The following is a 26,555-nucleotide window of genomic DNA, read 5'->3' on the forward strand; positions in this document are numbered from 1 at the left end:
CCGCCGGGCGGCAGCCGCGTCGGCGTCCGCGCGTCGGCGGCCGGCTTCTGCTGCGGTACGGCGCTGCCGTGCCTGTCGCTCCGCTCGCTCACGCCGCCACCTCGCTTCGCTCCGCGGCGGCGCGAGGCGCCGCGCTGCTGTGCCTGATGGTTCGCTCGCTCCGCTCGCTCACGCGACCACCTCCGTGGTGTTCTGCGACGCCACGATCTCGGCGTACGTCGGGCAGGTGAGTAGCAGTTCGTCGTGTCGGCCGATCCCGACCACGCCCCCGTTCTCGAGCACGACGATCTGGTCGGCGCCGACGATGGTGGAGACCCGCTGCGCCACGATCACCACGGCGGCGTCCGCGGTGACGGGGCGCAGCGCCGCCCGCAGCCGCGCGTCGGTGCCGAGGTCGAGCGCGGAGAACGAGTCGTCGAAGAGGTAGATCTCCGGCCGCCGGACCAGGGCCCGCGCGATGGCCAGCCGCTGCCGCTGCCCGCCCGAGACGTTCGTGCCGCCCTGCGCGATCGGCGACTCCAACCCCTCGGGCATCGCCTCGACGAAGTCCCGCGCCTGGGCGATCTCCAACGCGTCCCAGAGTTCCGCGTCGGTCGCGTCCGGGTTGCCGTAGCGCAGGTTGCTCGCCACGGTCCCGGTGAACAGGTACGGCCGCTGCGGCACCAGCCCGATCCGGCGCCACAGCTCGTCCGGCGCCAGGTCCCGTACGTCGACGCCGTCGACCAGCACCGTGCCGGCGGTCGCGTCGACCAGCCGGGGGACGAGCGACAGCAGGGTGGTCTTGCCCGCGCCGGTGCTGCCGATGACCGCCGTCGTCGTCCCCGGCGTCACCCGGAACGACACGTTGCGCAGCACCGGCTCGGCCGCGCCCGGGTACTGGAACCCGACGTCGCGCAGTTCCAGCTCGCCCCGGGCCGTCACCTCGGTCACGGGGTGGGCGGCGGGCACCACGGAGGAGTCGGTGTCGAGCACCTCGACGATCCGCTCGGCGCAGACCGCCGCGCGCGGCACCATCATCAGCATGAAGGTGGCCATCATGACGGCCATCAGGATCTGCATCAGGTACTGCAGGAAGGCGGTGAGGGAGCCGACCTGGATCGCCCCGGCGTCCACCCGCTCGGCGCCGAACCAGAGCACGGCGACGCTGGAGACGTTGAGCACCAGCATCACCACCGGGAAGATCAACGCCATCAGGCGGCCGATGCGCAGGGCGGTCGCGGTGAGGTCGGCGTTCGCCGTGGCGAAGCGTTCCGTCTCGTACGGCTCCCGGACGAACGCCCGCACCACCCGGATGCCGGTGATCTGCTCGCGCAGCACCCGGTTGACCGTGTCGATGCGGGTCTGCATGAGCCGGAAGCCCGGCACCATCCGCCGGATGACCAGCCACAGGGCGACGGCCAGCACGGGCACGCTGACCAGCATCAGCCAGGAGAGCCCGACGTCCTCGCGCAGCGCCATCACCACGCCGCCGACGCTCATGATGGGCACGGCGACGAGCATCGTGCAGCTCATCAGCACGAGCATCTGCACCTGCTGCACGTCGTTGGTGTTGCGGGTGATCAGCGAGGGCGCGCCGAACCGGGCGACCTCGCGGGCGGAGAAGCGGTTGACGTGCGCGAAGACCGACGACCGGACGTCGCGGCCGAAGGCCATCGCCGCCCGCGCGCCGAGGTAGACGGCCGCGACCGAGCAGACGATCTGGACCAGGCTGACGGCGAGCATCCAGCCGCCGGTGCGCAGGATGTAGTCGGTGTCGCCCCGGGCCACGCCCAGGTCGATGACGTCGGCGTTCAGGCTGGGCAGGTAGAGCGACGCCATCGTGCCGACGAACTGGAGCAGCACCACCGCGGCCAGCGGCCGGTGGTACGGACGAAGGTGCGTACGCAGCAGCCGGGTCAACACGCCGGGCCCCCTTCCGGGGCGCCGTGCTCCCCGTTGCCGATGACCTCCAGGAGGAACTCGCGGATCACCGCCGCCTTCGCCGGGTCGGCGTCGACCGAGGTGAGTGGGGCGGCGGAGCGGATCACGGCGGCCAGGGCCTCGACCCGGGCCCGGCCGGCCGCCGTGATCGCGATCTTGACGCTGCGCCGGTCGCTCTTGTCGCGCTGCCGTTCGACGAGGCCCTCGCGGGCGAGGGTGTCGACGATGCCGGTGAGGGTGGCCGGCCGGACGAAGCAGTGCTCGGCGACCGTGCGGTGCGACAGTTCGCCGTGCTCGGCGAGGGTCATCAGGGTGACCATCCCGGCCTGGGTGAGGCCGTGCGCCTCGGCGAGGTAGCGGTTCCACCGCTGCCCGGTGACGTGCCCGGCGACCACGAGCAGTCGCCCGATCGGCACGTCCCGTAGCGTGATCAGTTCCATGGCCGATAGATTAGCGTCCTGAACGTCAGGCCCCAAACGAAATGGCGGCGGCCACGGCGACGAAGGAGACCTGTTCCACCGTGCGCGGGCCGAGGGGGGTCGCCGGCCTGCCGGCCAGGGTCAGCCCGCGCCGGGCCGCCGAGACGTTCGCCGGGAACATGGCCAGCATCAGCAGGGCCAGCCCGGCCGCGGCCCAGCGGGCGGTCGCCGGCACCAGCAGCCCCGCCGCGCCCACCAGTTCCAGCACCCCGGTGAGCGTCACCAGCAGGTCGGGTCGGGGCAGGTTGGGCGGCACCATCGCGATCATGTCCGCCCGGTAGGCGGGGGCGAAGTGCGCGACACCGGTCACCACGAACATCAGCGCCAGCCCCACCCGCAGCGCGGGGTGCCAGCCGTCGAGGGCGGCCACGCCGACCAGTCCGGCCAGTCGGGCGAGCGCGGTGCCGACCAGGAGTGCGATCAGCGGGGCCATCCGGTACCTCCTCGGGAGCAACTTGTCGCCGACAAGATTGCGGCCCGAGGTGTCATCTTGTCAATAGCAAGATACGATCGCGGCATGACCGGAACGCGCGGCTACCACCACGGCGACCTGCGTCGCGCCCTGCTCGCGGCGGCGGTGCGGGTGATCGAGGAGTCGGGCCCGGCGGCGCTGAGCCTGCGCGACCTGGCCCGCCGGGCGGGCGTCTCGCACGCCGCCCCCGCGCACCACTTCGGCGACAAGTCCGGGCTGCTCACCGCCCTCGCCGCCGAGGGCTTCGAGCTGCTGGCCGAAGCGTTGCACGAAGCCGGCGGCGACCTGCTCGACAGGGGCGTCGCGTACGTCGACTTCGCGGTCGGCCACCGCGCGCACTTCGAGGTGATGTTCCGTCCGGACCTCTACCGGCCCGACGCCGACGAGCTGGTGGCGGCCCGCCAGCGGGCCGGCGACGCCCTGCACTCGGGCGTCGCCGCGCTGCCCGGGGGGCGCCCGACGGCGGCGGACCCGCAGGGCGACGCGCTCGCGGCCTGGTCCATCGTGCACGGCTTCGCCACGCTCTGGCTCTCGGGCGCGCTGCCGCCCCGGGTCGGCGACGACCCCCGGGCGGCGGCCCGCGAGGTGATCCACCGCCTCTTCCCGAAGCCGCCCGCGCCGGTCCCGGGCCCGCCGGCACCCGCCGTGCCCTGACGGAGCCGGGCGCCCCGGCCGCCGACGGCGCGCCGCCGTCCACGCGCCCGGTGCCGCGCGGGGCCGGTCACCAGCTGGTGGGCAGCGGCATCCCCTCGGTGTAGCCGGCCGCGCTCTGCACGCCGACCAGGGCCCGCTCGTGGAACTCGGCGAGGTCCCGCGCGCCCGCGTAGGTGAAGGCGCTCCGCACCCCCGCGATGATCTCGTCGATCAGGTCCTCCACGCCGGGGCGGGCCGGGTCCAGGTACATCCGGGCCGAGGAGATGCCCTCCTCGAAGACCGCCTTGCGGGCCCGGTCGTACGCGCTGTCGTCGGCCGTCCGCGCGCTGACCGCCCGCGCCGAGGCCATGCCGAAGCTCTCCTTGTAACGCCGGCCGTCGGCGTCGGTGTAGAGGTCGCCGGGGGACTCGTAGGTGCCGGCGAACCAGGAGCCGATCATCACGTTCGAGGCTCCGGCGGCCAGCGCCAGCGCCACGTCGCGCGGGTGGCGTACGCCGCCGTCGGCCCAGACGTGCCGGCCGAGCTGGCGGGCTGCCGCGGCGCAGTCGAGCACGGCGGAGAACTGCGGCCGGCCCACCCCGGTCATCATCCGGGTGGTGCACATCGCGCCCGGGCCGACGCCGACCTTGACGATGTCGGCTCCCGCCCGCACGAGGTCGCGTACGCCCTCTGCGGTCACCACGTTGCCGGCCGCCACCGGGACCGCCGGGTCCAGCGCGCGCACCGCCCGCAGGGCGGTGATCATCCGTTCCTGGTGGCCGTGCGCGGTGTCCACGACCAGCGTGTCCACCCCCGCCTCCAGCAGCGCCGCCGCCTTGCCGGTCACGTCGCCGTTGATGCCCACCGCGGCGGCGATCCGCAGCCGGCCCCGGTCGTCCACCGCCGGCTTGTAGAGGGTCGCCCGCAGCGCGCCCTGCCGGGTCAGCACCCCGACCAGGCGCCCCTCGTCGTCGACCACCGGAGCGAGGCGGCGCCGGCCCGCCGAGAGCCGGTCGAAGCCGGTACGCGGGTCCGCGTCCGCCGGCACCGTGTGCAGCTCGGTGGACATCACGTGCCGGAGCTGGGCGAAGCGGTCCACGCTGACGGTGTCGGCCTCGGTCACCACGCCGACCGGCCGGCTCTCGTCGTCGATCACCACCACGGCGCCGTGCGACCGCTTCGGCAGCAGGTGGATCGCGTCGCCGACCGTGTCGGTCGGGCCCAGCGTGATGGCGGTGTCGTGCACGAGGTGCCGCCGCTTGACCCAGGCGACGACGTTCGCCACCACCTCGATGGGGATGTCCTGCGGGATGACCGCGATCGCGCCCCGCCGGGCGACCGTCTCGGCCATCCGGCGGCCGGACACCGCCGTCATGTTCGACACCACCAGGGGAATGGTCGTGCCCGTGCCGTCGCTGGTCGCCAGGTCGACGTCGAGCCGCGAGCCCACCTCGGAACGGGCGGGCGCCATGAAGACGTCGTTGTAGGTCAGGTCGTGCGCGGGAGCCGCGCCGTGTAGGAACCGCACCCCGCCATCATTCCCGCCCGCCGGCACCCGCGCGCCCGGCGGTAGCGGAAAACACCCCGGCCAGGTCGTACGCCCACCCGGTCAGCCCAGCACCAGCCCCACCGCGACCGCGGCCATCACGAGGGCGACCACGCTGTCGACCACCCGCCACGCCGCCGGGCGGGCCAGCACGGGCGCGAGCCGGTGCGCGGCGGCGCCGAGGGTGGTGAACCAGACCACGCTGGCGAGCGCCGCGCCCGCGCCGAAGACCCAGTGGTGCGGGTGCTGGCGGGCCACCCCGCCGAGCAGGAGGACGGTGTCGAGGTACACGTGCGGGTTGAGGTAGGTGAAGGCGAGGCAGGCCAGCACCGTCGCCCCGAGCGTGGCCGGCGGTCGGTCGGCGGGCGAGAGCGCGCCGGGGCGCAGCGCGCGGCGGGCCGCCAGCACGGCGTACCCGAGCAGGAACGCGGCGCCCAGCCAGCGGGCGGCGGCCAGGGCGGCGGGGTGTTCCGCCAGGGCGCCGCCCATCCCGGCGATCCCGACGCCGATGAGCAGCGCGTCGGAGCCGGCGCAGACGACGATCACGGGCACCACGTGCTCGCGGCGCAGGCCCTGCCGCAGGACGAAGGCGTTCTGCGCGCCGATGGCCGCGATCAGCGCGATCGCCAGGGAGAAGCCGGCGGCGGCGGAACCGGCCGGGGAGCTGCTGAGGATGTCGGGCACGACTCGACGCTACGAGGCGCAGCCGATGCAGCCCAGCTAAAGATTCTCATGACGGATAAGCTGGGCTTCATCATGCTCGACACCACGCAGCTCCGGACGTTCGCCGCGGTGGTCCGCGAGGGCAGCTTCGAGGCGGCCGCGCACGCCCTGCACGTCACGCCGTCGGCCGTCAGTCAGCGGATGAAGGCGTTGGAGCAGGCCGTCGGGCAGGTGCTGGTCCGCCGGACGAAGCCGTGCCGGGCCACCGACGCGGGCCGGCCGCTGCTGCGACTGGCCGGGCAGGTGGCCCTGCTGGAGCGGGAGGCGCTGGACGCCGCGCGCCCGCCGACGACGGGCGGTGCCGCCCCCACCCGGGTGACCGTCGTGGCGAACGGGGACTCGCTCGGCACCTGGTTCGTCGGCGCGCTGGCGCGGCTGCCCGCCGAGCTGGCGCTCCTGTTCGACGTACGCCGCGACGACGAGGACCACACGGCGGAGCTGATCCGCGACGGCACCGCGATGGCGGCGGTGACCGCCCAGCGCGAGGCCGTCCAGGGCTGCCGGGTGGAGCGGCTGGGCGCCATGCGGTACGTCGCGCTGGCCCGGACCGAGTTCGCGGCCCGCCACTTTCCCGACGGTCTCACCGAGGCGGCCCTCGCGACGGCGCCGGTGCTGGCTTTCGACCGCAAGGACCAGCTCCAGCAGAGGTTCGCCCGCACCGTGACCCGGCGTCGGATCGACCCGCCCGTCCACTACGTGCCGTCCTTCGACGGCTTCAACGAGGCCGTGCGGCTGGGGTTGGGCTGGGGGATGGTCCCCGAGCGGTTCGCCCGTGCCGACATCGCGGCCGGCCGCTGCGTCGACCTCGGCGTCGGGCGCCACCTGGACCGGCCGCTGTACTGGCAGCACTGGCGGGTGGACTCGACCACGCTGGACGCGCTGACCGCCGCCGTCCGCGCGGTCGCCGCCACCGAGCTGCGCTGACCCGCGCGCCGGCGGGCAGCGAGCCGGGGCCGGGCAGCGAGCCGGCGGGGCGCCCGCCGGGGATCAGGCGAGCGGCGAGCGCAGCCGGGCCGGCGATCGGGCGGTGACCCCGGGCAGGGTCAGGCGATGGTGCAGATCGCCGCGCCGGCGGTGATGACGGCGCCGACCTCGGCCGCGAGGCCGCTGACCGTGCCCGCCTTGTGGGCGTGCAGCGGCTGCTCCATCTTCATCGCCTCCAGCACCACGACCAGGTCACCCTCGGCGACGGTGTCGCCGTCGGCGACCGCGATCTTGACGATGGTGCCCTGCATCGGGGAGGTGAGCGCGTCGCCGCTGACCGCGACGCCGGCCTTGGCCCCGCCGCCCCGGCGGGCCGGCTTGCGTGCGGCGGGCGCGGCGGGCGTACCCCCGCCGAGGCCGGCCGGGAGGCTGACCTCCAGCCGCTTGCCGCCGACCTCGACCACGACGGTCTCGCGTTCGGCCGGCGCGTCGGCGGGGCCGGCGGCGGCGGTGAACGGCGGGACGGTGTTGTCGAACTCGGTCTCGATCCACCGGGTGTGCACGGTGAACGGCTCGGCGGTGAACGCCTCGTCGCGGACCACCAGCCGGTGGAACGGCAGCGCGGTGGCCATGCCCTCGACGACCATCTCGTCCAGGGCGCGGCGGGCCCGCTCCAGCGCCTCGGTACGCGTCTCGCCGGTGACGATCACCTTGGCCAGCAGCGAGTCGAAGTTGCCGCCGATCACGTCGCCGGCGGAGATGCCGGTGTCCACCCGGACGCCGGGACCGGAGGGCAGCCGCAGCGCGGTGACCGTGCCGGGAGCGGGCAGGAAGCTGCGGCCCGGGTCCTCGCCGTTGATCCGGAACTCGATGGAGTGCCCGCGCGGCGTCGGGTCCTCGGTGAACCGCAGCTTCTCGCCGTCGGCGATCCGGAACTGCTCGCGGACCAGGTCGATGCCGGCGGTCTCCTCGGTGACCGGGTGCTCGACCTGGAGGCGGGTGTTGACCTCCAGGAAGGAGATGGTGCCGTCGGCGCCGACCAGGTATTCCACCGTGCCGGCGCCGTGGTAGCCCGCCTCCCGGCAGATCGCCTTGGCGCTGTCGTGGATCTGGGCGCGCTGCGCGTCGGTGAGGAACGGCGCGGGGGCCTCCTCGACCAGCTTCTGGTGCCGGCGCTGGAGCGAGCAGTCCCGCGTGCCGACCACGATCACGTTGCCGTGCCGGTCGGCCAGCACCTGCGCCTCGACGTGGCGGGGCTGGTCCAGGTAGCGCTCGACGAAGCACTCGCCCCGGCCGAACGCGGCGACCGCCTCGCGGGTGGCCGACTCGAACAGGTGCGGGATCTCCTCCATGGTGCGGGCCACCTTGAGCCCGCGCCCGCCGCCGCCGAAGGCGGCCTTGATGGCGACCGGCAGTCCGTGGTCGACGGCGAACGCCAACACCTCGTCGGGGCCGCCGACCGGGTCGGGGGTGCCGGGCACCAGGGGCGCGCCGGCGCGCTGGGCGATGTGCCGGGCGGTCACCTTGTCGCCGAGGTCCCGGATCGCCTGCGGGGTGGGGCCGATCCAGGTCAGCCCGGCGTCGATGACGGCCTGGGCGAAGTCGGCGTTCTCGGAGAGGAAGCCGTAGCCGGGGTGGACCGCGTCGGCGTCGGCCTTCGCGGCGACCTCCAGCAGCTTGTCGATGCGCAGGTACGTCTCGGCGGCGGTGTCCCCGCCGAGCGCGTACGCCTCGTCGGCCAGCGTGGCGTGCAGGGCGTCCCGGTCGGAGTCCGCGTAGACGGCGACGCTGCCGAGGCCGGCGTCGCGACAGGCGCGGATGACGCGGACGGCGATCTCGCCGCGGTTGGCGATGAGTACCTTGCGCACCTTGCTGGCTCCTCCCGGAGGGTCACTGACCGGGAGTGTATCGGCCACCGTGGCGGCCCTAACGATCGCTCAGTGTGGGATGCCGCACTGTTCCCCGCGCCTTAGTCAAATTTGCTTATTACGCTCGTCCGGTGTCTGCCACGCGAATGATGATCCTCGGCCTGGTGCGCTGGATGCAGCCCGTGCACGGCTACGACGTGCGCCGCGAGCTGCTCAGTTGGAGCGCCGACAAGTGGGCGAACGTGCAGCCCGGATCGATCTACCACGCCCTGCGCAAGCTCACGCAGGAAGGGCTGTTGCGCGAGGTGGCCACCGAGCAGGTGGGCGCCCGTCCGGCCCGCACCACGTACGAGGTCACCCCGAAGGGGGAGGAGGAGTTCGAGTCGCTGCTGCGCGGCCTGTGGTGGCAGCTGCACGAGCCGCCGGACCCGTTCGCGGCGGCGTTCTCCTTCCTGCCCGCGATGCCGCGCGAGGAGGCGGCGGCTGCCCTGCGCAACCGGGCGAACCTGCTGCGTGCCGGTGTCGAGTGGATGCGTACGTCGTTGAGTTCTGGCTGGATGCGTGAGACCAAGCCGGTGCACGTGGGGTGGATGTTCGAGCTCTGGACGGCCCGCTCCGAGGCGGAGATCTCCTGGTGCGAGCGGATCGCGGAACGGATCGAGTCGGGGGTCTCGTACCTGCCGGAGGGGCTGGAGCGGGCGCAGGGGTGGGAGGGCTGGGAGGAGCGGCTGCCGCCCCACCCGTCGCCGGGGCCGTCGGCCGAGGCGTCGCCCGGGCCGTCGCCTGGGCCGTCGGTGGAAGAATAATCAACGTTGACCATAAGAGCTATATCGCGTTAGCCTGCCCGGGGCGCCACGGGGGAGCCTGCCGTCCGGCGTCGTCTCCGAGGGACAGGCAGGCGGCCGGTGGCACCGGCCCGGACGACCAGGAGCAGAGATGATCGAGACCAGAGGGCTGCGGAAGTCGTTCCGTTCCCGGGAGGGTCGCCAGACGAAGACCGTCGACGCGGTGCGCGGCGTCGACCTGAAGGTCGCCGAGGGGGAGATCTTCGGCTTCCTCGGCCCCAACGGCGCCGGCAAGACCACCACCCTGCGGATGCTGGCCACGCTGATCGAGCCGGACGGCGGCGAGGCCACCGTCGCCGGGGCCGACCTGCGCCGGGACCCGGCCGAGGTGCGCCGCCGCATCGGCTACGTCGCCCAGGGCGGCAGCACCTGGGACGAGTCCACCGCCCGGGAGGAGCTCGTCCTGCACGCCCGGATGTACGGCATCGGCAAGGCCGAGGCGCTGCGGCGGGCCGCCCGCGCCCTCGACGCCTTCCAGCTCAGCGAGTACGCCGACCGCAAGTGCAAGACCTACTCCGGCGGTCAGCGCCGGCGGGTGGAGATCGCCCTCGGCATCATCCACGGGCCGAGGATCGTCTTCCTGGACGAGCCGACGACGGGCCTCGACCCGCAGAGCCGGGCGCACATGTGGGACGAGATCCGCCGGCTGCGGGCCGACGGCATGACCGTCTTCATCACCACCCACTACCTGGAGGAGGCCGACGCGCTCTGCGACCGGATCGCGATCACGGATCACGGCGAGGTGGTCGCGGAGGGCACCCCGGCGGACCTGAAGCGCGAGATCTCCGGCGACGTCGTGCTGGTCGGGCTGGACGCCGCGGCCACCCCGCAGGCCGCGCAGCTGCTCGACGGCGAGCCCTACGTCAACAAGCTGGAGACCGTCGAGGAGGGCGGGCTGCGGCTCTACGTCGACGAGGGGGCGACCGCCATCCCGCAGATCCTGCGCCGCGTCGACACCGCCGGCCTCGGGCTCGACTCCATCGAGCTGCACCGGCCCAGCCTCGACGACGTCTTCCTCACCAAGACCGGCCGCTCGCTGCGCGAGTCCTGATCCGGAGACCGGAGAGACCTCATGAAACTCGCCCGTGACACCTGGCTGATCTTCCAGCGCCAGCTCCAGCTGCTGCTGCGCAACCCCGTCTGGGTCTTCGTCGGCGTCTTCCAGCCGGTGATGTACCTGCTGCTCTTCGCCCCGCTGCTCAAGCCGGCGCTGAACGCGCCCACCCAGGCGGAGGCCTACAAGATCTTCGTACCGGGCCTGCTGGTGCTGCTGGCCATCTTCGGTGGCCTGTTCCAGGGCTTCGGCCTGATCGCCGAGCTGCGCGCCGGGGTCATCGAACGCTCCCGGGTCACCCCGGTCAGCCGCCTCGCCCTGCTGCTCGGCCGTTCGCTGCGCGACGTGGTGTCGCTCATCGTGCAGGCGGTCATCATCACCCTGCTCGCGCTCCTGTTCGACCTGCGCGTCTCCCTCGTCGACCTGCTGCTGGCGTACCTCATGCTCGCCCTGATCGCGCTGATGACCTCGGCCGTCTCCTACGGCATCGCGCTCAAGGTCAAGAGCGAGGACGCGCTGGCCCCGCTGATGAACACCGTGGCCCAGCCCGTGCTGCTGCTCTCCGGCATCCTGCTGCCGCTGACCTTCGCCCCCGGCTGGCTCCAGGGCATCGCCGAGTGGAACCCGTTCTCCTGGGCGGTCGACGGCACCCGGGCCCTCTTCGCCGGCGACCTCGGCGACGACAAGGTCTGGCAGGGGCTGGGCATCATCGCGATCCTCGCCGCCGCCGGCGTCGTCTGGGCCGCCCGGCAGTTCGCCCGCAGCGTCCGCTGAGCGGAGGTCTCCCTTCCTGGCGGCGGGGAGAGCTGCCTCTCACCAGGGGCGGGGCGCCGGCCCGACGCTTGTAGCGTGTGGCCGGTGCCCCGCCTCACCCGTGACCGGCTCACCTGGCTGACCTACGCCCAGCTCGGGCTGTGGGGCTTCTTCCTCTACGGCTTCGGGCCGGTCGTGCCGCTGCTCCGCGACGAACAGGGCACCTCGGCCGCCGTCGCCGGCCTGCACAGCACCGGCATCGCCGTCGGCGCGCTGGCCGGCGGGGCGCTCTTCGCGCCCCTGGCCCGCCGGCTCGGCCGGGGCCGGACGATCTGGACCGGGCTGGCGGGCGTGGCGGCCGGCGTCGCCGCCCTGGGCCTCGTCCGCGCCCTGCCCGCCACGATCACCGCCGTCGCGGTGATCGCCACCTTCGGCATGCTGGTGATCAGCGGCGTGTCCGTGGTGCTCACCGACCGGCACGGCACCGGCGCGCCGGCGGCGCTGACCGAGGCCAACGCCGTGGGCGCCGGCGCCGGCATCCTCGCCCCGCTGCTCATCGGCGCCAGCGTGGACGCCGGGTGGGGCTGGCGACCGGCGATGGCCGTCGAGATCGGCCTGATCACGCTGGTCGCGCTCGCCGCCCTGACCTTCCGCGTACGCCTGCCGCGGCCCGCCCCCGCTGCCGCGGCTCCCGGTGCCCCGCCGCCCGGCGACCGCCCCGCTGCCGGCCGGACGGCCCCTGCCGCTGCCGGCGGCCCGACGGTCCCTGCCGCCGCCGACCTGACGGTCCCTGCCGCTGCCGGCCCGAGGGTCCCTGCCGCTGCCGGCCTCGGCTCGGCCAGGGGCGGCGGCGCGACTACCGGCCTCGGCTCGGCGACGGGTGCCGGCGCGGCTGCCGACGCCCACCGGTCGGGCCGGCGGCTGCCGGCGGCGTACTGGATCGCCTGGGTGCTCATGGCGGTCACCGGCTCGATCGAGGTCTGCCTGTCGCTCTGGACGGCCGACGTGCTCCGCTCGCACGCCGGGATGGCGGCCGGCACCGCCTCGGCCGCCGTCGCCGCGATCGTCTGCGGCATGTTCGTGGGCCGGCTCGTCGGGGGCCGGTTCGCACTGCGGTACCGGCCCGTGCCGCTGCTGCTGGCCGCGCTGGGCGTGTCGCTGGCCGGATTCGCGCTCTTCTGGATCGCGCCGGTCGGCTGGCTCGCCGTCACCGGCCTGGTCGTCCTCGGCCTCGGTAACGCCCTGCACTACCCGCTGGCGATCTCGATCGCGCTCGCCGTGGCCGGGCCGGCTGCGGACCGGGCGGCCGGCTGGGCGTCGTACTCGATGGGGGTCGGCTTCGGGATCGCGCCGGTCGCGCTCGGCTGGGTGGCCGACGGCGTCGGACCGCACCTGGCCTTCCTGCTGCTGCCCGGCTTCATCGCGGCAGCCGCGCTGCTCGCCGCCCGCCTGGGCCGCGCCCTGCGCCCGGCCGGCGAACCCGCCCCCACCACCCCCGCGACGACGAACGCCTAGGCACAGACAGACCTGACCCTGACAGGCCCCTGCCTGCCCGCCGAGTGCCGTTCCCCGAGACCTGGCTGGAAGGGTCCCTGCCTGCCCGCCGAGAGGCGTTTCCCCGCGATCTTGGTAGGAAACGGCCCTCATAGGGGCCTTTTCCTACCAAGATCGCGCGGGGCGAGTCCTGCCCGGTCAGGTCAGTGCACCCGGGCCAGGGTCAGGCCGTCGGCGATCGGGAGCATCACCGCGTCGACCCGGACGTCGGCGAGCACCTCGTCGTTGAACGCCGCGATGGCCCGGTCGTCGGCGTTCTGCGGGGCGATCACCCGGCCACCGCGCAGCACGTTGTCGACCGCGATCATCCCGCCGGGACGCATCCGGGGCACCAACTCGGCCCAGTAGATCGGGTAGCCGGTCTTGTCGGCGTCGATGAACGCGAAGTCCAGGTAGCGCTCGTGGGGCAGCTCGCGCAGCGTGTCGCCGGCCGGGCCGATGCGCAGCTCGATCCGGTCGTCCACGCCGGCGCGGGCCCAGTACCGCCGGGCGATGCCGGTGAACTCCTCCGAGATGTCGAAGCAGGTCAGCCGCCCGCCCTCGGGCAGCCCGCGGGCGATGGCCAGCGACGAGAGGCCCGTGAACGTGCCCACCTCGACGGCCTGCCGCACCCCGAGCAGCCGGGTGAGGAAGGTCAGGAAGGCGGCCTGCTCCGGCGCGACCTGCATCTGCGCGTCGTTCGGCAGGGCCGCCCGGGTCTCCTCGGCCAGGTCCCGCATGATCTCGTCCGGCGGCGCACCGTGCGCGACCAGGTACGCGTGCAGTTCCGACGTGAGCGGGATCGACTTGGTGGTCATGAACGGACGCTAGCCGAGCGGCTCGACCGTCTGGTTGCCGGGCGCGACCTTCGTCCACAGATCGGTGATCCGCAGGTCCAGTTCGGCGAGGAGGTTACGCAGCATCGGCAGGGAGAGCCCGATGACCGTGCTCGGATCACCCTCGATCCGCTCCACGAACGGCCCGGCCAGCCCGTCGATCGTGAAGGCGCCCGCCACGGCCAGCGGCTCGCCGGTGCCCACGTACGTGGCGATCTCGTCGTCGCTGATGTCGGCGAAGTGCACGACGGTGGAGGCGACGGCTTCGGCCCGCCGCCCCGCCTCGACGTCGATTAGGCAGTGCCCGCTGTGCAGCACGCCGCTGCGCCCGCGCATCCGCTCCCAGCGCCGGGTGGCGTCCGCCGCGTCGTCCGGCTTGCCGAGAATCTCCCCGTCGAAGGCGAGCACAGAGTCGCACCCGATCACCAACGTCCGCTGGTCGTCGGTCGGTCGCAGCCGGGTGAGTATGGCCTGCGCCTTCATTCGGGCCAGTTCCAGGCAGAGCTCCTCGGCCCGCTCGGTGACCACGAGGGATTCGTCGACGCCGCTGACCAGCACGTCCGGTTCGATCCCGGCGGCCTGGAGAATCTTGCGGCGGGCGGGGCTCGCCGAGGCGAGCACGAGGCGGAGCGGCATGGATTTCGGCACGTCGCCGACGTTACCGGCTGGCCGGGGTGACGACGTCTCGGGTGGGACGTGTCCACCCTTGCCCGCCCGTCTCCGTCGTCCGGGTGCTCAGCGACTGATGCGGGGCGGCGGGTCGTCGCCACGACGACGCCGACGGGCGATGAACGTCCACGCGCCGCCGGCAGCCACGATCGCGCCGAGGGTGACCAGACCGCGGGTCGTCGCCCCGCCGTCCCCGTCGTCCGCCGGCTCCGCTACCGCCGTCGTGGCCGAGGTGGTCTGCGTAGGCGCGCTCGCCGTCGCCGAACCAAACCCCAGCGGCGGTACGTCTGCCGTCAACGCCGCCACCAGATCGATGACCCCGTGGCCGTACTCGTCGTCCCGCCCCGGAGCGCCCTTGTCGATCGCGGTGGCGGTTAGCCTGTGCGCCACCTCGGAGGCTGGGAGGTACGGATACTTGGACCGAATCAACGCTGCCGCCCCCGCAACGATGGCAGTCGAGTCCGAGGTTCCCGTGCCTTTTCGGTATTTGCCGTCCATGCTCGTGCTGTAAATATTGACCGCTGGAGCAGTCAGATCAACTTCCGCGCCTGTTACCGATACCGGCGCATGCCGTCCGGCTTGGTCTATGCCACCAACCGCAACCACCCCAGGCTCCCGGGCAGGGTATGCAACGGTCCTGTCCGTCGGGATGTTGCCTGATCCGGCAACGACTACAACGTTGGACGCAAGCGCTTTTCTGACCGCCTGCGTAAGGCGGGGGCTAGTGTCGCCTCCACTGGATATGCTGATCACATCTGCGCCTTTGGAAACCGCGAACTCTATTCCTAAGGCCAAGTTGTCGGCGTCGCCAAGATTGTTGGCCGAAGACGACATGATCGGAAGAATTTTAGCCTTAGGGGCGATGCCGAGCGCGCCTGCATTTGATGCCTGACCGTGCGCGGCGATCAACCCTGCCATTCCGGTGCCGTGTCCATTTCGGTCCTGTTGCCCGCTGCCGCTTCCGCCAGGGATGACGTCTGTCCCGACGAGCAGGTTCTTGTGAAGGTCGGGATGCGGATCGACGCCGGTGTCTGGTACTGCGACAATGACGCCTTCTCCGCGAGTTACTTGATGCGCTTGGTCTACTTTCAGATAGCGCAAGTGCCACTGGTCGCCTCGGATGCGGTCGACACCGTGTGGCTGCTGTGGGCGATCCGAAATGACGTTTCCTGCGGCAGGAGAGGCTGACATCGACACGCTTAGCGTTAGCGTGCCGAGCGCTGCGCGAAGCTTCACCTGTTGAAGCCGATAGCCGGCCCTGGGTCGATTGGTCCCTCCTCGTCAGGTGGGCCTACGACTGGGGGAACTCCCTGATCTGTCTCCCATGGGTGGTCCGGATCCCAGCGACGCGCTTCCTCGGTATCCCGACGTCGTCCGCCCCGCCCAGACGTACCGTTCGGGCTGCCCATTCCTACCGCACTCCCGTGCGGAGTGCCCCCGATGGGGGGCATGCCATGATTACCCCCGAAACCCCGGCCTCCGCCGGGTCGGGAGCCTGCTCCGCCTGTCGGCGCGGTGCCCGCGCCGCCGCCGCCGATCACGCCGCCGATTGGATTCACCCGCCGTGGTTGATTGTTAACCGCCCCGGGGTGACCGAACCCTGTTCCGGGCGCTCCCCCGATCATGCCACTAGGTGGCATAGCCCGGCTTGGAGATGGTTGCATCGGGTGGGCTTGGTTGCCAGTGCCGTTGGGGATGGGTCGGCCCAAGGTGCCATTTTGCGGCGTCGTTGCGCTAGGTCGACTAACCCCTGTCGATAACGGAGGAATCCCTGCGCCGCCTGGATATGGATTCGGCGGTGCGAGTGGCGTAGTCGTTGGCAGTCCAGGGCTGGCTGGCGCCGGTGCCAGACCAGTGCCGGCACCGCCCAAAACGGGACCCATTCCCGGCGCGGTGGGGACTTGGACGGCTCGAACAGGTCCGGACGGCCGGCTGAGCGATGGTGAACCGGTTGACGTTGTCATCGGTAGCGGGACGATCGGTGGAATGGCCGGTGCGACCCCGCCGCCGTATACGTCTCCGGATGCAGGATCAATCCCGGGCCGTGGTGGCCTGACAGGTGGCGGCTTTTGGAGCATTACTTGGGCGTGTTGGAGTTCGTTGCTGAGGCCGTACATGATGCCGCGCGCCTGGACGTTGAGCCGTTCCAGGTCGGCGTCCGTGACCGGGCGGTCGGGGACCCGGCTGCCCATGGCCGCCTTCGGGTCGGCGAGCGTCGCCTCGTACGTCTGCTTCTCCTGGACCTTGACGGCGTACGCCTCGTAGATCTTCTTGAGCTCGGCGCGGGTGGCGCCGATGGCCTGCGTGGCGGCGGAGAGCACGGTGTAGTTGGCGCTGGCGGCGTCGTGCGTGCGCTGCACCTTGTCGATCAGCTCGTCCAGCTCGCGGATGTACGCCCGGGCGGCCTCGTTGGTTCCCGGGGGCCATGCCTCCGCCAGCCCTCGGCGGTATTCCTGGAGGCGGCTCAGGTGGGCCCGGGAGAGGTCGCAGACCTTGCGCCAGCCGGCGACCTGCTTCCAGTGGTTGGTGGTGTCGTGGTCCTGGAGGCAGGCCCACATGTTGGCGACGTCCATCAGCCGCCAGTCGGTGAGGGCGGACGTGCGGCCGCCGGTGCCCCGCTCGATCACGGCAGCACCACCGGCCTCTGCCCCTGCCCCGGCACGGGCTCCGGCCCGGTGGGATCGGGCAGCACCGGCGGCGCGCCGCGGGGCGCTGCGGCGGCCGGGTTGGCGAGGGCCCGCTCGACGTCGGTCACGCGCGCGGAGGCGAAGGCGTCGGACCCGGTGTAGTTGGTGGCGACGGTGCCGGCGGCGACGGCCAGGTGGCCGGTGGCGTCGCGGACGCCCCAGACCATGTCGGCGGTGGCCTGCTGGGTCTCGTGGTGCGCGTGCAGGAAGTTGACCAGCTCGATGAACGCGTCGGCCGGGTTGGGCACCGGTGCGGTCATGTCCTCGGCGATGTACGACAGGTGCGGGGCGTAGTTGCGTTCGACCTCGGCCTGGAGCTTGTCGGCGAACTCGCGGAGCTGGCGGATGTCCGCCTCGATGCCACCGTAGCCGCGGAGCCAGGACGGTGGACCGTCCTCCTCGGGGATCATCGGCCCTCCCTACCCGTCACTGCGCCGTTTCCCTGAGTGAGATTAATGGTTCCCCGGGCCTGTCGGCAGCCCCACCCCGGCACCCGGCGGCCGCCCTGCGCGCGTGCAGGGGCGCCGAGCTGCGGTGATCCGTACGGAAATGGTCAGCGGGGCAGGCCGGACGCCCGCCAGGCGCCGGGGCCGGCGGTCGCCGCTCCGGCGGGCCGGCCGGAGCGCGCCCAGGCGGACGCGGCGACCGGAGGGGTCGCGGCGGCCGGGCGGGACCGTACGACGATCGCGCCCACCAGCGCGGCCAGTTCCTCGGCGGTGGGGACCCCGCGGACGACCCGGAACAGCGGCTCTTCGGCAGACATGGCGCCAGCGTACGCGCCGGAGAGGTTGACCTGAACCGCACAGTGGCGTGCCGGCGGTGTGAGCGTCGTCGGCTCCGGGTACCGTCTGGGCGATGTCGAACGCGCTGCCCCAACTCGTCGCTGACCGATACCGGCTCCTTTCGCCGCTCGGTCAGGGCGGCATGGGTCGGGTGTGGAAGGCGCGCGACGAGGTGCTGCACCGGGACGTGGCGATCAAGGAACTCGTTCCGCCGCCCAGCCTCACCGACGAGGAGCGCCGCGAGATGCGGGAACGCTCGCTGCGTGAGGCCCGGGCCATCGCCCGGCTCAACCACATCAACGTGGTCCGCATCTTCGACGTGCTGCGCACCGACGGCGACCCGTGGATCGTCATGGAGTACGTGCCGTCGAAGTCGTTGCAGGACACCCTCGCCGAGGACGGCCCGGTGACGCCCGCGCGCGCCGTGGAGATCGGCCTGGGCGTGCTGGCCGCGCTGAAGTCGGCGCACAAGGCCGGCGTGATGCACCGCGACGTCAAGCCCGGCAACGTGCTGCTCGGCGACGACGGCCGGGTGGTGCTGACCGATTTCGGCCTCGCCACGATCCCCGGCGACCCGAACGTGACCCGCACCGGCATGGTGCTGGGCTCGCCCGCGTACATCTCGCCGGAGCGGGCCCGCGAGGGCACCGCCGGGCCGGAGGCCGACCTCTGGTCGCTGGGCGCCACCCTCTACGCGGCGGTCGAGGGCAAGTCGCCGTACGCGCGGCCGTCGGCGATCGCCACCCTGGCGGCGCTCGCCACCGAGCCGATGCCGCCGCCGAAGAACGCCGGGCCGCTCAAGCCGGTGCTCAACGGCCTGCTGCGCAAGGACCCCAAGGAGCGGATCACCGCCGAGGTGGCGGAGAAGCTGCTGCGCCGCGCGGGTGGCAAGCGCACGCGCACCATCCCGCTGCTCGACGGCGTACGCCGGCCGGGGCCGAACGGTCCGCGGGAGCCGCGCCCGCCGCTGGTGCCGGCGCCGCGACCGGCCGAGGGCGCGTCCGACAGGCCGGTCAGCCCGCCGGCGCCCCGCGCGCCGCAGGCGGCGGCCGGGGCCGGTGCGGCGGCGGCCGCCGAGGACGCGACCGCGGCGTCCTCCTCGGACCTCGCGCCGACCGCGAAGGTCGGACCGTCCAGCTCGGACACCGCCCCGACGGCGAAGGTCGACCCGCCGAAGCCGGCGCTCGACGACACGAAGGCCGAGCCGGTGCAGCCCGCGCCCCGGCGCCCGGCGAATCCCACCTCGGTGATGCCCGCGCCGGTGAGCCCGCCGTCCGGCCGGGCGACGGTCGTGGCGTCCGAGGGTACGAAGCCCGACAACACCCGCCGCAACATCCTGATTGGCGTGCTGGTCGCGCTGCTGCTGCTCGGCCTCGTGGTGATCGTGCCGATGCTGTCCGGCGGCGACGGCGGGGACGGCGGCGGCACCCCGCAGGCCGACCCGACCGGCGCCGCGACCACGCAGGGGCAGCCGCAGTCCTCCGCGCCGGCCCCGCCCACGAGCGCCGCGCCGAGCCCGACGCCCTCGGCCACCCCCTCCCCGACGCCGGACGCGCTGCCGGCGGGCTGGAAGCTGCACAAGGACCCGGCCGGCTTCGCGCTGCCGCTGCCAGAGGGCTGGGTGCGTCGACAGGTGGACCGCAGCACGGTCGTCTTCGACCAGTCCAACGGGCCGGGCGAGCTGCTCGTCCAGTGGACCAGCAGCCCCCAGGACGACGCGTACGCCGACTGGAAGAGGCAGGAGTCGGGTCGCAAGAGCCGCGTCAACAACTACCAGTACCTGAGCATCGAGCGCTGTGACTACTTCAAGACCTGCGCGGACTGGGAGTGGCTGGAGACCCGTGACGGCACCCGGATCCACGTCCGCAACCGGGGCTTCGTGACGGCCAGCAACCGAGGCTACGCCCTGCGCTGGGAGGTCGCCGCGAAGGACTGGCAGGCCAACCTGGCCAACTTCGACCGGATCGCCAAGGGCTTCGTGCCCGACCGCAAGGACTGACCCGCGGGATTCGCGCCCGTTGCGAGATCGACTCGCATGACCTTCCGCCGTACGGGGTATCTGACCTTCACGACGGAAGGGAGGGTACGACATGGGTTACCGACGGAGGGACGCCCGGCCCCGAGTGGCACTGTGGATGCTCGTGGCCCTCGGCGACATCGTCCTGCTGCTCGTCAGCGCCGGCCTGCCGGTGCTGGTCGCACTGCTCAGCGTCGTCACCGTCACCCTCGCCGGGGTGGGTGCCCGGCGATTCGTCCGGCGGGGCACGCTCGCCCGCGAGGACGCGGTGACCGTCCCCGTGGCGGCCCGACGGCGGGCCTGACGCCCACGAGACGCGGCGTGGCGGCAGCCGGACCAGTTGTCGACCGTACGGTGACAACCGATCCCGCTGCCGCCAACTGCCTCCCCAGGCGACTCAGGCTCAGGTGTTGTTGGCCAGCGCGATCAACCGGCTCCGGTCACCGTTCCAGTAGTTGCGGTCGACCCCGCCGCTGATCCCCGCGACGCTGCCCCGGTCGGTGTACTGCCAGAAGCTCCAGAACGGCGCCCCGGCCGGCAGCGTGCCGACCGTGCTCGACCAGCGGGCGACCCAGAGCGGGTGGTTCGCCCACGGGGCGGTCCAGCTGCCGGTGCACTGGTTCCACCAGCTCGTGGTGGTGTAGATGACCGCGTAGCGGCCGGTGCGGGAGCGGTAGGTGTTGAGGAAGTCCTGGACCCAGTTCCGCATGCCGGTCGTGCTCAGGCCGTAGCAGTAGCCCCCGGCGTACGGGTTGGCTTCGAGGTCCAGCGCGGCCGGGAGGGTCCGGCTGTCGGCGGACCAGGCGCCGCCGTTGGACGCCAGGTAGTTCGCCTGGACCGCCCCGGAGGAGATGTTGGGCCGGGCGAAGTGGTACGCCCCCCGGATGACACCGGCGTTGTAGGCGGCCACGTAGTTCGTGTTGAACCTCGGGTCCTTGTAGCTGGTGCCCTCGGTCGCCTTGATGAAGGCGAACTGGATGCCCGCGTTGCGGACGCTGGTCCAGTTGATGGCGCCCTGGTAGTGGGACACGTCGATGCCGGGAGTGGTGGCGGCGGACGCCGGGGCCGCGGTCGCGACGAGCCCCGCCGCCGCGGTGGCCAGGGTCGCGAGGGTGGCGGCCAGCAGCCGCCGCAGGGATGTTCCGGTACGGGTCATGGATGCCTCCAAGGACGCCGGACTTAATAGACGTTCATCTTTGGAGGTAAGTGCCCCGAATGGCAAGGGGGGGCTAAGGAAATCTTCATGGACGGTGGAAGTCGACCACCGTGCCGGGGTGCGTCGCGCCGCCTCAGCGCAGCGTGGCCGGATCGACGCGCCACCGGATCGGCTCGGCCAGGCTGAGCTCCTCGCCCGGCTTCGCGACCTGGTCCTCGACGTAGTGCGCGCCGTCCAGCCGGTGCAGCCGCAGCGAGTGGCCGGCCCCGTCCTGCTCGACCAGCAGGTACCACGGGATCCCGGCGATCGCGTAGAGCTGCATCTTGACCAACCGGTCGGCGGCCGCGTTTCCCGGCGAGACGATCTCGCAGACGAGGACGACCTCGCCCGCCTCGACGACGGTGCCCTCGTCGTCGGTGTCGGCCACCACCACGTCGGGGATGACGATGCGGTCGACGCCGAGCCGGACGTTCACCGCCTCGAAGACCGCGAGGGCCCCGGCGGCGTCGTCCAGGCTGTTGGCCAGCATTCGCGACACCCGCTGGTGCCGCTTGCTCGGGGCAGGGCTCACGATCAGGCTCCCGTCGAGCAACTCGATCCGGTTCGGCGTCTCGCCCATGGCGAGGTACTCGGCCTCGGTCCACAGACCGACGTGGGGTTCCAGGGGTGCCGCAGTCACCGGCGTCCACCTCCCGCTCCTGTCGCCACCGGATCAGCCTTCCACGATACGGACCGACGAGGACGCAGCGACACAGGTCGGGGCCGGTAGGCTCGCGCCCCATGGTGTCGATCGACGGGCTCGGCGGTCTCTGGGACAAGCTGTTCGCGGCGCAGCCGGACCCCCCGCCCCTGCTGGTGCTGCTGACCGCCGTCGTCGCGCTGGTGGTCGTCAGCACCCGCCTGCCCTGGCGGATCGCCCGCAACGCCATCACCATCGCCCACGAGGGCGGGCACGCGCTGGTCGCCCTGCTCACCGGCCGCCGCCTGCACGGCATCCGGCTGCACTCGGACACCTCCGGGCTCACCCTCTCCGCCGGCCGGCCCACCGGCCCGGGGATGATCCTCACCCTGCTCGCCGGCTACGTCGCCCCGCCGCTGGTCGGGCTGGCCGGCGCGTGGCTGCTCGGCGGCAACCGGATCACCCTGCTGCTCTGGGTCGCCGTGGCGCTGCTGCTGGCCATGCTGATCATGATCCGCAACGTCTTCGGCGTGGTGTCGCTGCTGGTCACCGGCGGGGTGGTGCTCGCCGTCTCCTGGTACGCCGAGCCCCAGGTGCAGGCGGCGTTCGCGTACGTCGGCGTCTGGTTCCTGCTGCTCGGCGGGGTGCGGCCGGTGGTGGAGCTGCAACGGCTGCGCGCCCGGGGGCGGATGCCCGCCTCCGACGCCGACCAGCTCGCCGGCCTCACGCCGCTGCCCGCGTTCTTCTGGGTCACCGTCTTCGCCCTGGTCAACCTGGTCGTCCTCGGCGCCGGCGCGCTGCTGCTCGCCGGCCCGATCCTCACCGAGGCCGGCCTGACCCCCTGACCCGGCCGCGTACGCCGGGAGCTGCGCGCATGGATCCCGGTCGGCGGGTCCGACGTGAGCGAGCTGGCGAAAATGATCGGCTGACCGGGCAACCGGCGGCACCGCCGGGAGCGTGTCCCCTGCGACCGTCACGGGGAGGTAGCAGGTGCCGGACGTCGACGGGTTCGACGAGTTCTACCGGGGCAGCCGGCAACGGCTGCTCGGCTTCGTCTACGCGCTCACCGGCGACCTCGCCGAGGCGCAGGACGCCGTGCAGGAGGCGTACATCCGGGCCTGGCAGCGCTGGTCGACGGTGAGCACGTACGAGGAGCCGGAGGCGTGGGTGCGGGTGGTGGCCAGCCGGATCGCGGTCAGCCGGTGGCGCAGCCTGCGCAGCCGGGCCCGCGCCTACCTGCGGCACGGCGCCAACGAGAGCGTGCCCGGCCCGGACACCGCCACCGTCGAGGTGGTCACCGCCCTGCGCCGGCTGCCCGAGGAGCAGCGCACCGCCATCGCCCTCTACTACCTGGTCGGCATGCCGGTCGCCGAGGTGGCCCGGCAGACGGCCGCCCCGGTGGGCACGGTCAAGGCCCGACTCTCCCGGGGGCGCGCCGCGCTCGCCGGGCTGCTCGCCGTCTCTGACCTGGAGGAGGCCGCCGATGCGTGACGAGATGACCTTCGTCGAGCAGGTGCACCGGGACCTGCGCGACGTCCGCTGGCCGGAGCCGGCGGAGATCCGCGCCCGGGCCCGCAGGCGCAGCAGGCGTACGGCGCTCGCGGCGGCGGTCGCGGTGCTCGCCGTCGCCTCCACCTCCGCCGTGGCGGTCGGGGACTGGTCCGGGCGGCGGGAGCTCTCCTCGGCGTCCCCGCCGCAGGCGGCCGTGCCGGCGGCCCGGGTCGAGATTCCCCCGGCGGCCCTGCTGCAACGGGACGACCTGTCGGCGCGGACGGGCGTCCAACTCAGCGAGGCCGGGCTGGGCGGCACCGTCGACGTGGGCGTGGGCCTGCGCCGGTGCGCGGCCAAGCGCAACAGCGGTGCGCCGGCGCAGGAGACCTGGGTGAGCCGGTCCCAGACGGTGCTGCGACCGACCCTCGGCGGCGGCGGGGGGCGGCTCGGCGACGTCCTGGTCGTCCAGGATCTGCACCGGTTGCGGGGCGACGGGGCCGCGCGGTTCTTCGAGGGGCTGCGCGGGCAGCTCGCCGTCTGCCGGGAGTGGCGGGAGGTGCGGTCGATCGAGTGGGGCGGCGAGTCCGTCACCGTCGAGGACGTGCACCGCTGGGAGGCGCCCCGGCGCGACTTCGCCGGGGACGAGTCGCTCCTGCTGCGCCACTCGGTCTCGGCGACCCTCGACCCGGTCGACGGGCAGGCGCCCGCCCAGCCGTCCGTGCCGGACGCGACCGTGGTGGTGCGGGTCGGCGACCTGGTGAGCGTGCTGATCCTGGAGCCGACCACCGAGGCCGAGCTGGTCCGCCTCGCCGGGCTGGCCGCGCGCCGCATGTGCGCCGCCGCCAATCCGTCCTGCTGACCCGCCCGGGGGTGGGTGGGTGCCCACCCCCGGCCCCGACGGTCAGAGCGGGATGTTGCCGTGCTTCTTCGGCGGCAGGGTCTCGCGCTTGGTGCGGAGCACCCGCAGCGCGCGGACGATCTGGGTACGCGTCTCGTGCGGCGGGATGACGCTGTCCACGTAGCCGCGCTCGGCCGCGATGTACGGGTTGGCGAGGGTGTCCTCGTACTCGGCGATCTTCTCGGCCCGCACGGCTGCCGGGTCCTCGGCGGCGGCCAGCTCGGAGCGGTAGAGGATGTTCACCGCGCCCTGCGCGCCCATCACCGCGATCTGTGCGGTCGGCCAGGCGAAGTTCAGGTCCGCGCCGAGGTGCTTGGAGCCCATCACGTCGTACGCCCCGCCGTACGCCTTGCGGGTGATCACGGTGACCTTGGGGACGGTGGCCTCGGCGTACGCGTAGATGAGCTTCGCCCCCCGGCGGATGATGCCGTCCCACTCCTGGCCGGTGCCGGGCAGGAAGCCGGGGACGTCCACGAAGGTCAGCACCGGGATGTTGAACGCGTCGCAGGTGCGCACGAACCGGGCGGCCTTCTCCGAGGCGGCGATGTCCAGGGTGCCGGCGAAGTGCATCGGCTGGTTGGCGACCACGCCGACCGGCCGGCCCTCGACCCGGCCGTAGCCGACGACGATGTTCTGCGCGTAGAGCGGCTGGACCTCCAGGAACTCGCCGTCGTCGAGGACGTGCTCGATCACCCGGTGCATGTCGTACGGCTGGTTCGCCGAGTCGGGGATCAGCGTGTCCAGCTCCCGGTCCTCGTCGGAGATGTCGAGGTCGCCCGGGGCGTCGAAGACCACCGGCTCGTCCAGGTTGTTCGACGGCAGGTACGACAGCAGCGCCTTGACGTAGTCGATCGCGTCCTGCTCGTCCGTGGCGAGGTAGTGCGCGTTGCCGCTGCGCGAGTTGTGCGTACGGGCCCCGCCCAGCTCCTCCATCCCCACGTCCTCGCCGGTGACCGTCTTGATGACGTCCGGGCCGGTGATGAACATGTGCGAGGTCTGGTCGACCATCACGGTGAAGTCGGTGACCGCCGGGGAGTAGACCGCCCCGCCGGCGCACGGGCCCATGATCAGGGAGATCTGCGGGATGACGCCACTGGCCCGTACGTTGCGGAAGAAGATCTCACCGTAGAGGCCGAGCGAGGCGACGCCCTCCTGGATGCGCGCGCCCCCGGAGTCGTTGATGCCGACGACCGGGCAGCCGATCTTCATCGCCAGGTCCATCACCTTGACGATCTTCTCGCCGAAGACCTCGCCGAGGGAGCCACCGAAGACGGTGAAGTCCTGGGCGAAGACGCAGACCTGCCGGCCGTCGATGGTGCCGTAGCCGGTGATGACGCCGTCGCCGTACGGGCGGGTCTTCGCCAGGCCGAAGTTGGTGGACCGGTGCCGGGCCAGCTCGTCCAGCTCGACGAAGGAACCCTCGTCGAGCAGCATCTCGATCCGCTCGCGGGCGGTCTTCTTGCCCCTCGCGTGCTGCTTCTCGACCGCGCGCGCCGACCCGGCGTGCACCGCCTCGTCGACCCGACGCTCCAGGTCGGCCAGCTTGCCCGCGGTGCTGTGGATGTTGATCCCGGTCTCGGTAGTCACCCTGGGAATATAACGATGGTTCAGGCCGCCGCCGCTGTGCAGTTCGCCTCAGCCCGACCCGCGACGCCCCCGGTCGGCCGGACGGGGGCGGCCGTAGGCTGACGGGATGCCGGGCTCGCCGTACACCGATCTGGACCGCCCGCCGCTGTCGGCGGCGCGGCTGCGGCGGGCGCTGGTCGCCCCGCACGGGCCGTGGGCCCGGCTGGAGCTGCGCGCCGAGACCGGCTCGACCAACGCGGACGTCGCCGAGGCGGCCCGGGCCGGCGAGCCGGAGGGCCTGGTGGTGGTCGCGGAGCGGCAGACCGCCGGGCGCGGTCGGCGCGGTCGGGTCTGGCAGTCGCCGGCCCGGGCCGGCATCGCCACCAGCGTGCTGCTCCGCCCGGGGGAGGCCGTCGCCGACCGCGGCTGGCCGCCCGCACCCCAGACGGGGTACGGCTGGTTGCCGCTGCTCGCCGGCGTCGCCCTGGTCGAGGCGGTGACCCGGCTGGCCGAGCTGGAAGCGGGACTGAAGTGGCCGAACGACCTGCTCGTCGGCGACGCCAAGTGCGCCGGCATCCTCGCCGAGGCGGTGCCGGGGTCCTCGCCGGCCCGGCCGCCCGCGATCGTGCTCGGCATCGGCCTCAACGTCACGCTCCGCGCCGACGAGCTGCCGGAGAACCCGACGGGGCTGCCGGCGACCTCCCTGCAACTGGCCGGCGCGGCGGCCACCGACCGGGACCCGCTGCTGCGGGCCCTGCTGCGCGGGGTCGCCGACTGGTACGGCGAGTGGCGCGCGGCCGGCGGGGACGCGGTCGCCAGCGGCCTGCGTGACGCCTACCTGGCGAGCTGCGCGACGATCGACCGGCAGGTACGCGTGCTGCTGCCCGGCGGTGAGGAGGTGACCGGCACCGCGACCGGCGTGGACGCCGACGGCCAGCTCCTGGTCGCCACCCCCACCGGCACCCGTGCCCTCGCCGCCGGCGACGTCCTGCACCTCCGCTGACCGCCGACTCCCGCCGCGCGG

At 73.0% G+C, this 26,555-nt stretch carries 26 protein-coding genes; 12 read left to right on the plus strand and 14 right to left on the minus strand.

The genetic code is table 11. The annotated features are described in order from the left end of the window. Positions 1–168: 168 nt before the first annotated feature. Genes AB0G08_RS09305 through AB0G08_RS09315 form a run of 3 tightly spaced genes read right to left on the minus strand, consistent with a single transcriptional unit; the run spans position 169 to position 2,832 of the window. The gene (locus tag AB0G08_RS09305; RefSeq protein ID WP_358085410.1) at positions 169–1,902 is read right to left on the minus strand and encodes an ABC transporter ATP-binding protein; all 1,734 of its coding nucleotides are present in this window, start codon (positions 1,900–1,902) and stop codon (positions 169–171) included. After that, positions 1,896–2,360: a MarR family transcriptional regulator gene (locus tag AB0G08_RS09310; protein WP_358085412.1), complete on the minus strand. Its 465-nt coding sequence runs from the start codon at positions 2,358–2,360 to the stop codon at positions 1,896–1,898. Before AB0G08_RS09310 ends, AB0G08_RS09305 begins: the two co-directional genes overlap by 7 nt. 25 nt (positions 2,361–2,385) lie before the next feature. Beyond that, complete coding sequence (locus AB0G08_RS09315) at positions 2,386–2,832, minus strand: DoxX family membrane protein (protein WP_358085414.1); 447 nt, start codon at positions 2,830–2,832, stop codon at positions 2,386–2,388. 84 nt (positions 2,833–2,916) lie between these two features. Here AB0G08_RS09315 and AB0G08_RS09320 point away from each other — a divergent pair, with 84 nt between their 5' ends. Beyond that, positions 2,917–3,525 (plus strand): TetR/AcrR family transcriptional regulator, encoded by a 609-nt coding sequence (locus AB0G08_RS09320; protein WP_358085416.1) that lies wholly within the window; start codon positions 2,917–2,919, stop codon positions 3,523–3,525. Positions 3,526–3,592: 67 nt separating this feature from the next. Here AB0G08_RS09320 and AB0G08_RS09325 read toward each other — a convergent pair whose 3' ends face one another. Together AB0G08_RS09325 and AB0G08_RS09330 are read right to left on the minus strand one after the other, a co-directional pair. Next, positions 3,593–5,032, minus strand: coding sequence for a GuaB1 family IMP dehydrogenase-related protein (locus AB0G08_RS09325; RefSeq protein ID WP_358085419.1), 1,440 nt, complete (start codon positions 5,030–5,032; stop codon positions 3,593–3,595). Positions 5,033–5,113: 81 nt separating this feature from the next. Then, on the minus strand, positions 5,114–5,734 hold the full coding sequence (locus AB0G08_RS09330) for a LysE family transporter (protein ID WP_358085422.1): 621 nt from the start codon (positions 5,732–5,734) through the stop codon (positions 5,114–5,116). Positions 5,735–5,806: 72 nt separating this feature from the next. Here AB0G08_RS09330 and AB0G08_RS09335 point away from each other — a divergent pair, with 72 nt between their 5' ends. Continuing rightward, positions 5,807–6,697, plus strand: coding sequence for a LysR family transcriptional regulator ArgP (locus AB0G08_RS09335; protein ID WP_358085595.1), 891 nt, complete (start codon positions 5,807–5,809; stop codon positions 6,695–6,697). 119 nt (positions 6,698–6,816) lie between these two features. Here the strand turns inward: AB0G08_RS09335 and AB0G08_RS09340 are convergent, their stop codons facing one another. Further along, positions 6,817–8,565 (minus strand): biotin carboxylase N-terminal domain-containing protein, encoded by a 1,749-nt coding sequence (locus AB0G08_RS09340; RefSeq protein WP_358085424.1) that lies wholly within the window; start codon positions 8,563–8,565, stop codon positions 6,817–6,819. A gap of 131 nt (positions 8,566–8,696) precedes the next feature. Here AB0G08_RS09340 and AB0G08_RS09345 point away from each other — a divergent pair, with 131 nt between their 5' ends. From AB0G08_RS09345 to AB0G08_RS09360, 4 genes are all read left to right on the plus strand, one after another. After that, entirely contained in the window at positions 8,697–9,371 is a 675-nt protein-coding gene (locus AB0G08_RS09345) for a PadR family transcriptional regulator (RefSeq protein ID WP_358085426.1), read from the plus strand. Positions 9,372–9,501: 130 nt separating this feature from the next. Continuing rightward, the gene (locus AB0G08_RS09350) at positions 9,502–10,461 is read left to right on the plus strand and encodes an ATP-binding cassette domain-containing protein (protein ID WP_358085429.1); all 960 of its coding nucleotides are present in this window, start codon (positions 9,502–9,504) and stop codon (positions 10,459–10,461) included. 21 nt (positions 10,462–10,482) lie between these two features. Further along, entirely contained in the window at positions 10,483–11,238 is a 756-nt protein-coding gene (locus AB0G08_RS09355) for an ABC transporter permease (protein WP_358085431.1), read from the plus strand. Between the two features lie 84 nt (positions 11,239–11,322). Then, complete coding sequence (locus tag AB0G08_RS09360) at positions 11,323–12,732, plus strand: MFS transporter (protein WP_358085434.1); 1,410 nt, start codon at positions 11,323–11,325, stop codon at positions 12,730–12,732. 182 nt (positions 12,733–12,914) lie between these two features. Here AB0G08_RS09360 and AB0G08_RS09365 read toward each other — a convergent pair whose 3' ends face one another. The 5 genes from AB0G08_RS09365 to AB0G08_RS09385 form a co-directional block, all read right to left on the minus strand. Continuing rightward, a complete protein-coding gene (locus tag AB0G08_RS09365) occupies positions 12,915–13,568 on the minus strand; it encodes an O-methyltransferase (RefSeq protein WP_358085436.1) in 654 nt (217 codons plus the stop codon). A gap of 9 nt (positions 13,569–13,577) precedes the next feature. Next, the gene (locus AB0G08_RS09370) at positions 13,578–14,234 is read right to left on the minus strand and encodes a Maf family protein (RefSeq protein ID WP_358085438.1); all 657 of its coding nucleotides are present in this window, start codon (positions 14,232–14,234) and stop codon (positions 13,578–13,580) included. 87 nt (positions 14,235–14,321) lie between these two features. After that, positions 14,322–15,491, minus strand: a complete 1,170-nt coding sequence (mycP, locus tag AB0G08_RS09375; RefSeq protein WP_358085441.1) for a type VII secretion-associated serine protease mycosin — start codon at positions 15,489–15,491, stop codon at positions 14,322–14,324. Between the two features lie 1,387 nt (positions 15,492–16,878). Continuing rightward, positions 16,879–17,352, minus strand: coding sequence for a hypothetical protein (locus AB0G08_RS09380; protein ID WP_358085444.1), 474 nt, complete (start codon positions 17,350–17,352; stop codon positions 16,879–16,881). 143 nt (positions 17,353–17,495) lie between these two features. Beyond that, the gene (locus tag AB0G08_RS09385; RefSeq protein ID WP_358085446.1) at positions 17,496–17,705 is read right to left on the minus strand and encodes an acyl-CoA carboxylase subunit epsilon; all 210 of its coding nucleotides are present in this window, start codon (positions 17,703–17,705) and stop codon (positions 17,496–17,498) included. A 92-nt stretch (positions 17,706–17,797) separates the two neighbouring features. Here AB0G08_RS09385 and AB0G08_RS09390 point away from each other — a divergent pair, with 92 nt between their 5' ends. Together AB0G08_RS09390 and AB0G08_RS09395 are read left to right on the plus strand one after the other, a co-directional pair. Beyond that, positions 17,798–19,723: a protein kinase gene (locus AB0G08_RS09390; protein ID WP_358085449.1), complete on the plus strand. Its 1,926-nt coding sequence runs from the start codon at positions 17,798–17,800 to the stop codon at positions 19,721–19,723. A 91-nt stretch (positions 19,724–19,814) separates the two neighbouring features. Next, positions 19,815–20,045: a hypothetical protein gene (locus AB0G08_RS09395; protein WP_358085452.1), complete on the plus strand. Its 231-nt coding sequence runs from the start codon at positions 19,815–19,817 to the stop codon at positions 20,043–20,045. Positions 20,046–20,144: 99 nt separating this feature from the next. Here the strand turns inward: AB0G08_RS09395 and AB0G08_RS09400 are convergent, their stop codons facing one another. Then, positions 20,145–20,897 carry a GH25 family lysozyme gene (locus AB0G08_RS09400; protein ID WP_358085455.1) on the minus strand — a complete coding sequence of 251 codons (753 nt, stop codon included), beginning with the start codon at positions 20,895–20,897 and terminating at the stop codon, positions 20,145–20,147. Between the two features lie 133 nt (positions 20,898–21,030). Next, entirely contained in the window at positions 21,031–21,576 is a 546-nt protein-coding gene (locus AB0G08_RS09405; RefSeq protein WP_358085458.1) for a Uma2 family endonuclease, read from the minus strand. Between the two features lie 101 nt (positions 21,577–21,677). On the opposite strand from AB0G08_RS09405, the gene AB0G08_RS09410 reads away from it, so the two are divergent. The 3 genes from AB0G08_RS09410 to AB0G08_RS09420 all read left to right on the plus strand — a co-directional run bounded on the left by AB0G08_RS09410 (position 21,678) and on the right by AB0G08_RS09420 (position 23,926). Next, complete coding sequence (locus tag AB0G08_RS09410; RefSeq protein ID WP_358085461.1) at positions 21,678–22,421, plus strand: M50 family metallopeptidase; 744 nt, start codon at positions 21,678–21,680, stop codon at positions 22,419–22,421. A 145-nt stretch (positions 22,422–22,566) separates the two neighbouring features. Further along, positions 22,567–23,067 carry a SigE family RNA polymerase sigma factor gene (locus AB0G08_RS09415; RefSeq protein ID WP_357083360.1) on the plus strand — a complete coding sequence of 167 codons (501 nt, stop codon included), beginning with the start codon at positions 22,567–22,569 and terminating at the stop codon, positions 23,065–23,067. Further along, positions 23,060–23,926: a hypothetical protein gene (locus tag AB0G08_RS09420; protein ID WP_358085464.1), complete on the plus strand. Its 867-nt coding sequence runs from the start codon at positions 23,060–23,062 to the stop codon at positions 23,924–23,926. The genes AB0G08_RS09415 and AB0G08_RS09420 overlap by 8 nt, the downstream gene beginning before the upstream one ends. Positions 23,927–23,968: 42 nt before the next feature. Here the strand turns inward: AB0G08_RS09420 and AB0G08_RS09425 are convergent, their stop codons facing one another. Then, complete coding sequence (locus tag AB0G08_RS09425; protein ID WP_358085466.1) at positions 23,969–25,552, minus strand: acyl-CoA carboxylase subunit beta; 1,584 nt, start codon at positions 25,550–25,552, stop codon at positions 23,969–23,971. 106 nt (positions 25,553–25,658) lie between these two features. Here AB0G08_RS09425 and AB0G08_RS09430 point away from each other — a divergent pair, with 106 nt between their 5' ends. After that, entirely contained in the window at positions 25,659–26,534 is an 876-nt protein-coding gene (locus AB0G08_RS09430; protein ID WP_358085469.1) for a biotin--[acetyl-CoA-carboxylase] ligase, read from the plus strand. The last annotated feature ends 21 nt before the right edge of the window (positions 26,535–26,555 follow it).

It is taken from the genome of Micromonospora sp. NPDC023644 (assembly GCF_040640115.1).
Classification (GTDB): domain Bacteria; phylum Actinomycetota; class Actinomycetes; order Mycobacteriales; family Micromonosporaceae; genus Micromonospora.

What these genes read in the sequence shown, in the direction of transcription:
- AB0G08_RS09310 (WP_358085412.1), bottom strand. Translation starts at nt 2,360, where the DNA reads ATGGAACTGATCACGCTACGGGACGTGCCGATCGGGCGACTGCTCGTG.
- AB0G08_RS09315 (WP_358085414.1), bottom strand. Translation starts at nt 2,832, where the DNA reads ATGGCCCCGCTGATCGCACTCCTGGTCGGCACCGCGCTCGCCCGACTG.
- AB0G08_RS09320 (WP_358085416.1), top strand. Translation starts at nt 2,917, where the DNA reads ATGACCGGAACGCGCGGCTACCACCACGGCGACCTGCGTCGCGCCCTG.
- AB0G08_RS09335 (WP_358085595.1), top strand. Translation starts at nt 5,807, where the DNA reads ATGCTCGACACCACGCAGCTCCGGACGTTCGCCGCGGTGGTCCGCGAG.
- AB0G08_RS09350 (WP_358085429.1), top strand. Translation starts at nt 9,502, where the DNA reads ATGATCGAGACCAGAGGGCTGCGGAAGTCGTTCCGTTCCCGGGAGGGT.
- AB0G08_RS09355 (WP_358085431.1), top strand. Translation starts at nt 10,483, where the DNA reads ATGAAACTCGCCCGTGACACCTGGCTGATCTTCCAGCGCCAGCTCCAG.
- AB0G08_RS09365 (WP_358085436.1), bottom strand. Translation starts at nt 13,568, where the DNA reads ATGACCACCAAGTCGATCCCGCTCACGTCGGAACTGCACGCGTACCTG.
- AB0G08_RS09380 (WP_358085444.1), bottom strand. Translation starts at nt 17,352, where the DNA reads ATGATCCCCGAGGAGGACGGTCCACCGTCCTGGCTCCGCGGCTACGGT.
- AB0G08_RS09385 (WP_358085446.1), bottom strand. Translation starts at nt 17,705, where the DNA reads ATGTCTGCCGAAGAGCCGCTGTTCCGGGTCGTCCGCGGGGTCCCCACC.
- AB0G08_RS09390 (WP_358085449.1), top strand. Translation starts at nt 17,798, where the DNA reads ATGTCGAACGCGCTGCCCCAACTCGTCGCTGACCGATACCGGCTCCTT.
- AB0G08_RS09395 (WP_358085452.1), top strand. Translation starts at nt 19,815, where the DNA reads ATGGGTTACCGACGGAGGGACGCCCGGCCCCGAGTGGCACTGTGGATG.
- AB0G08_RS09400 (WP_358085455.1), bottom strand. Translation starts at nt 20,897, where the DNA reads ATGACCCGTACCGGAACATCCCTGCGGCGGCTGCTGGCCGCCACCCTC.
- AB0G08_RS09410 (WP_358085461.1), top strand. Translation starts at nt 21,678, where the DNA reads ATGGTGTCGATCGACGGGCTCGGCGGTCTCTGGGACAAGCTGTTCGCG.
- AB0G08_RS09420 (WP_358085464.1), top strand. Translation starts at nt 23,060, where the DNA reads ATGCGTGACGAGATGACCTTCGTCGAGCAGGTGCACCGGGACCTGCGC.
- AB0G08_RS09430 (WP_358085469.1), top strand. Translation starts at nt 25,659, where the DNA reads ATGCCGGGCTCGCCGTACACCGATCTGGACCGCCCGCCGCTGTCGGCG.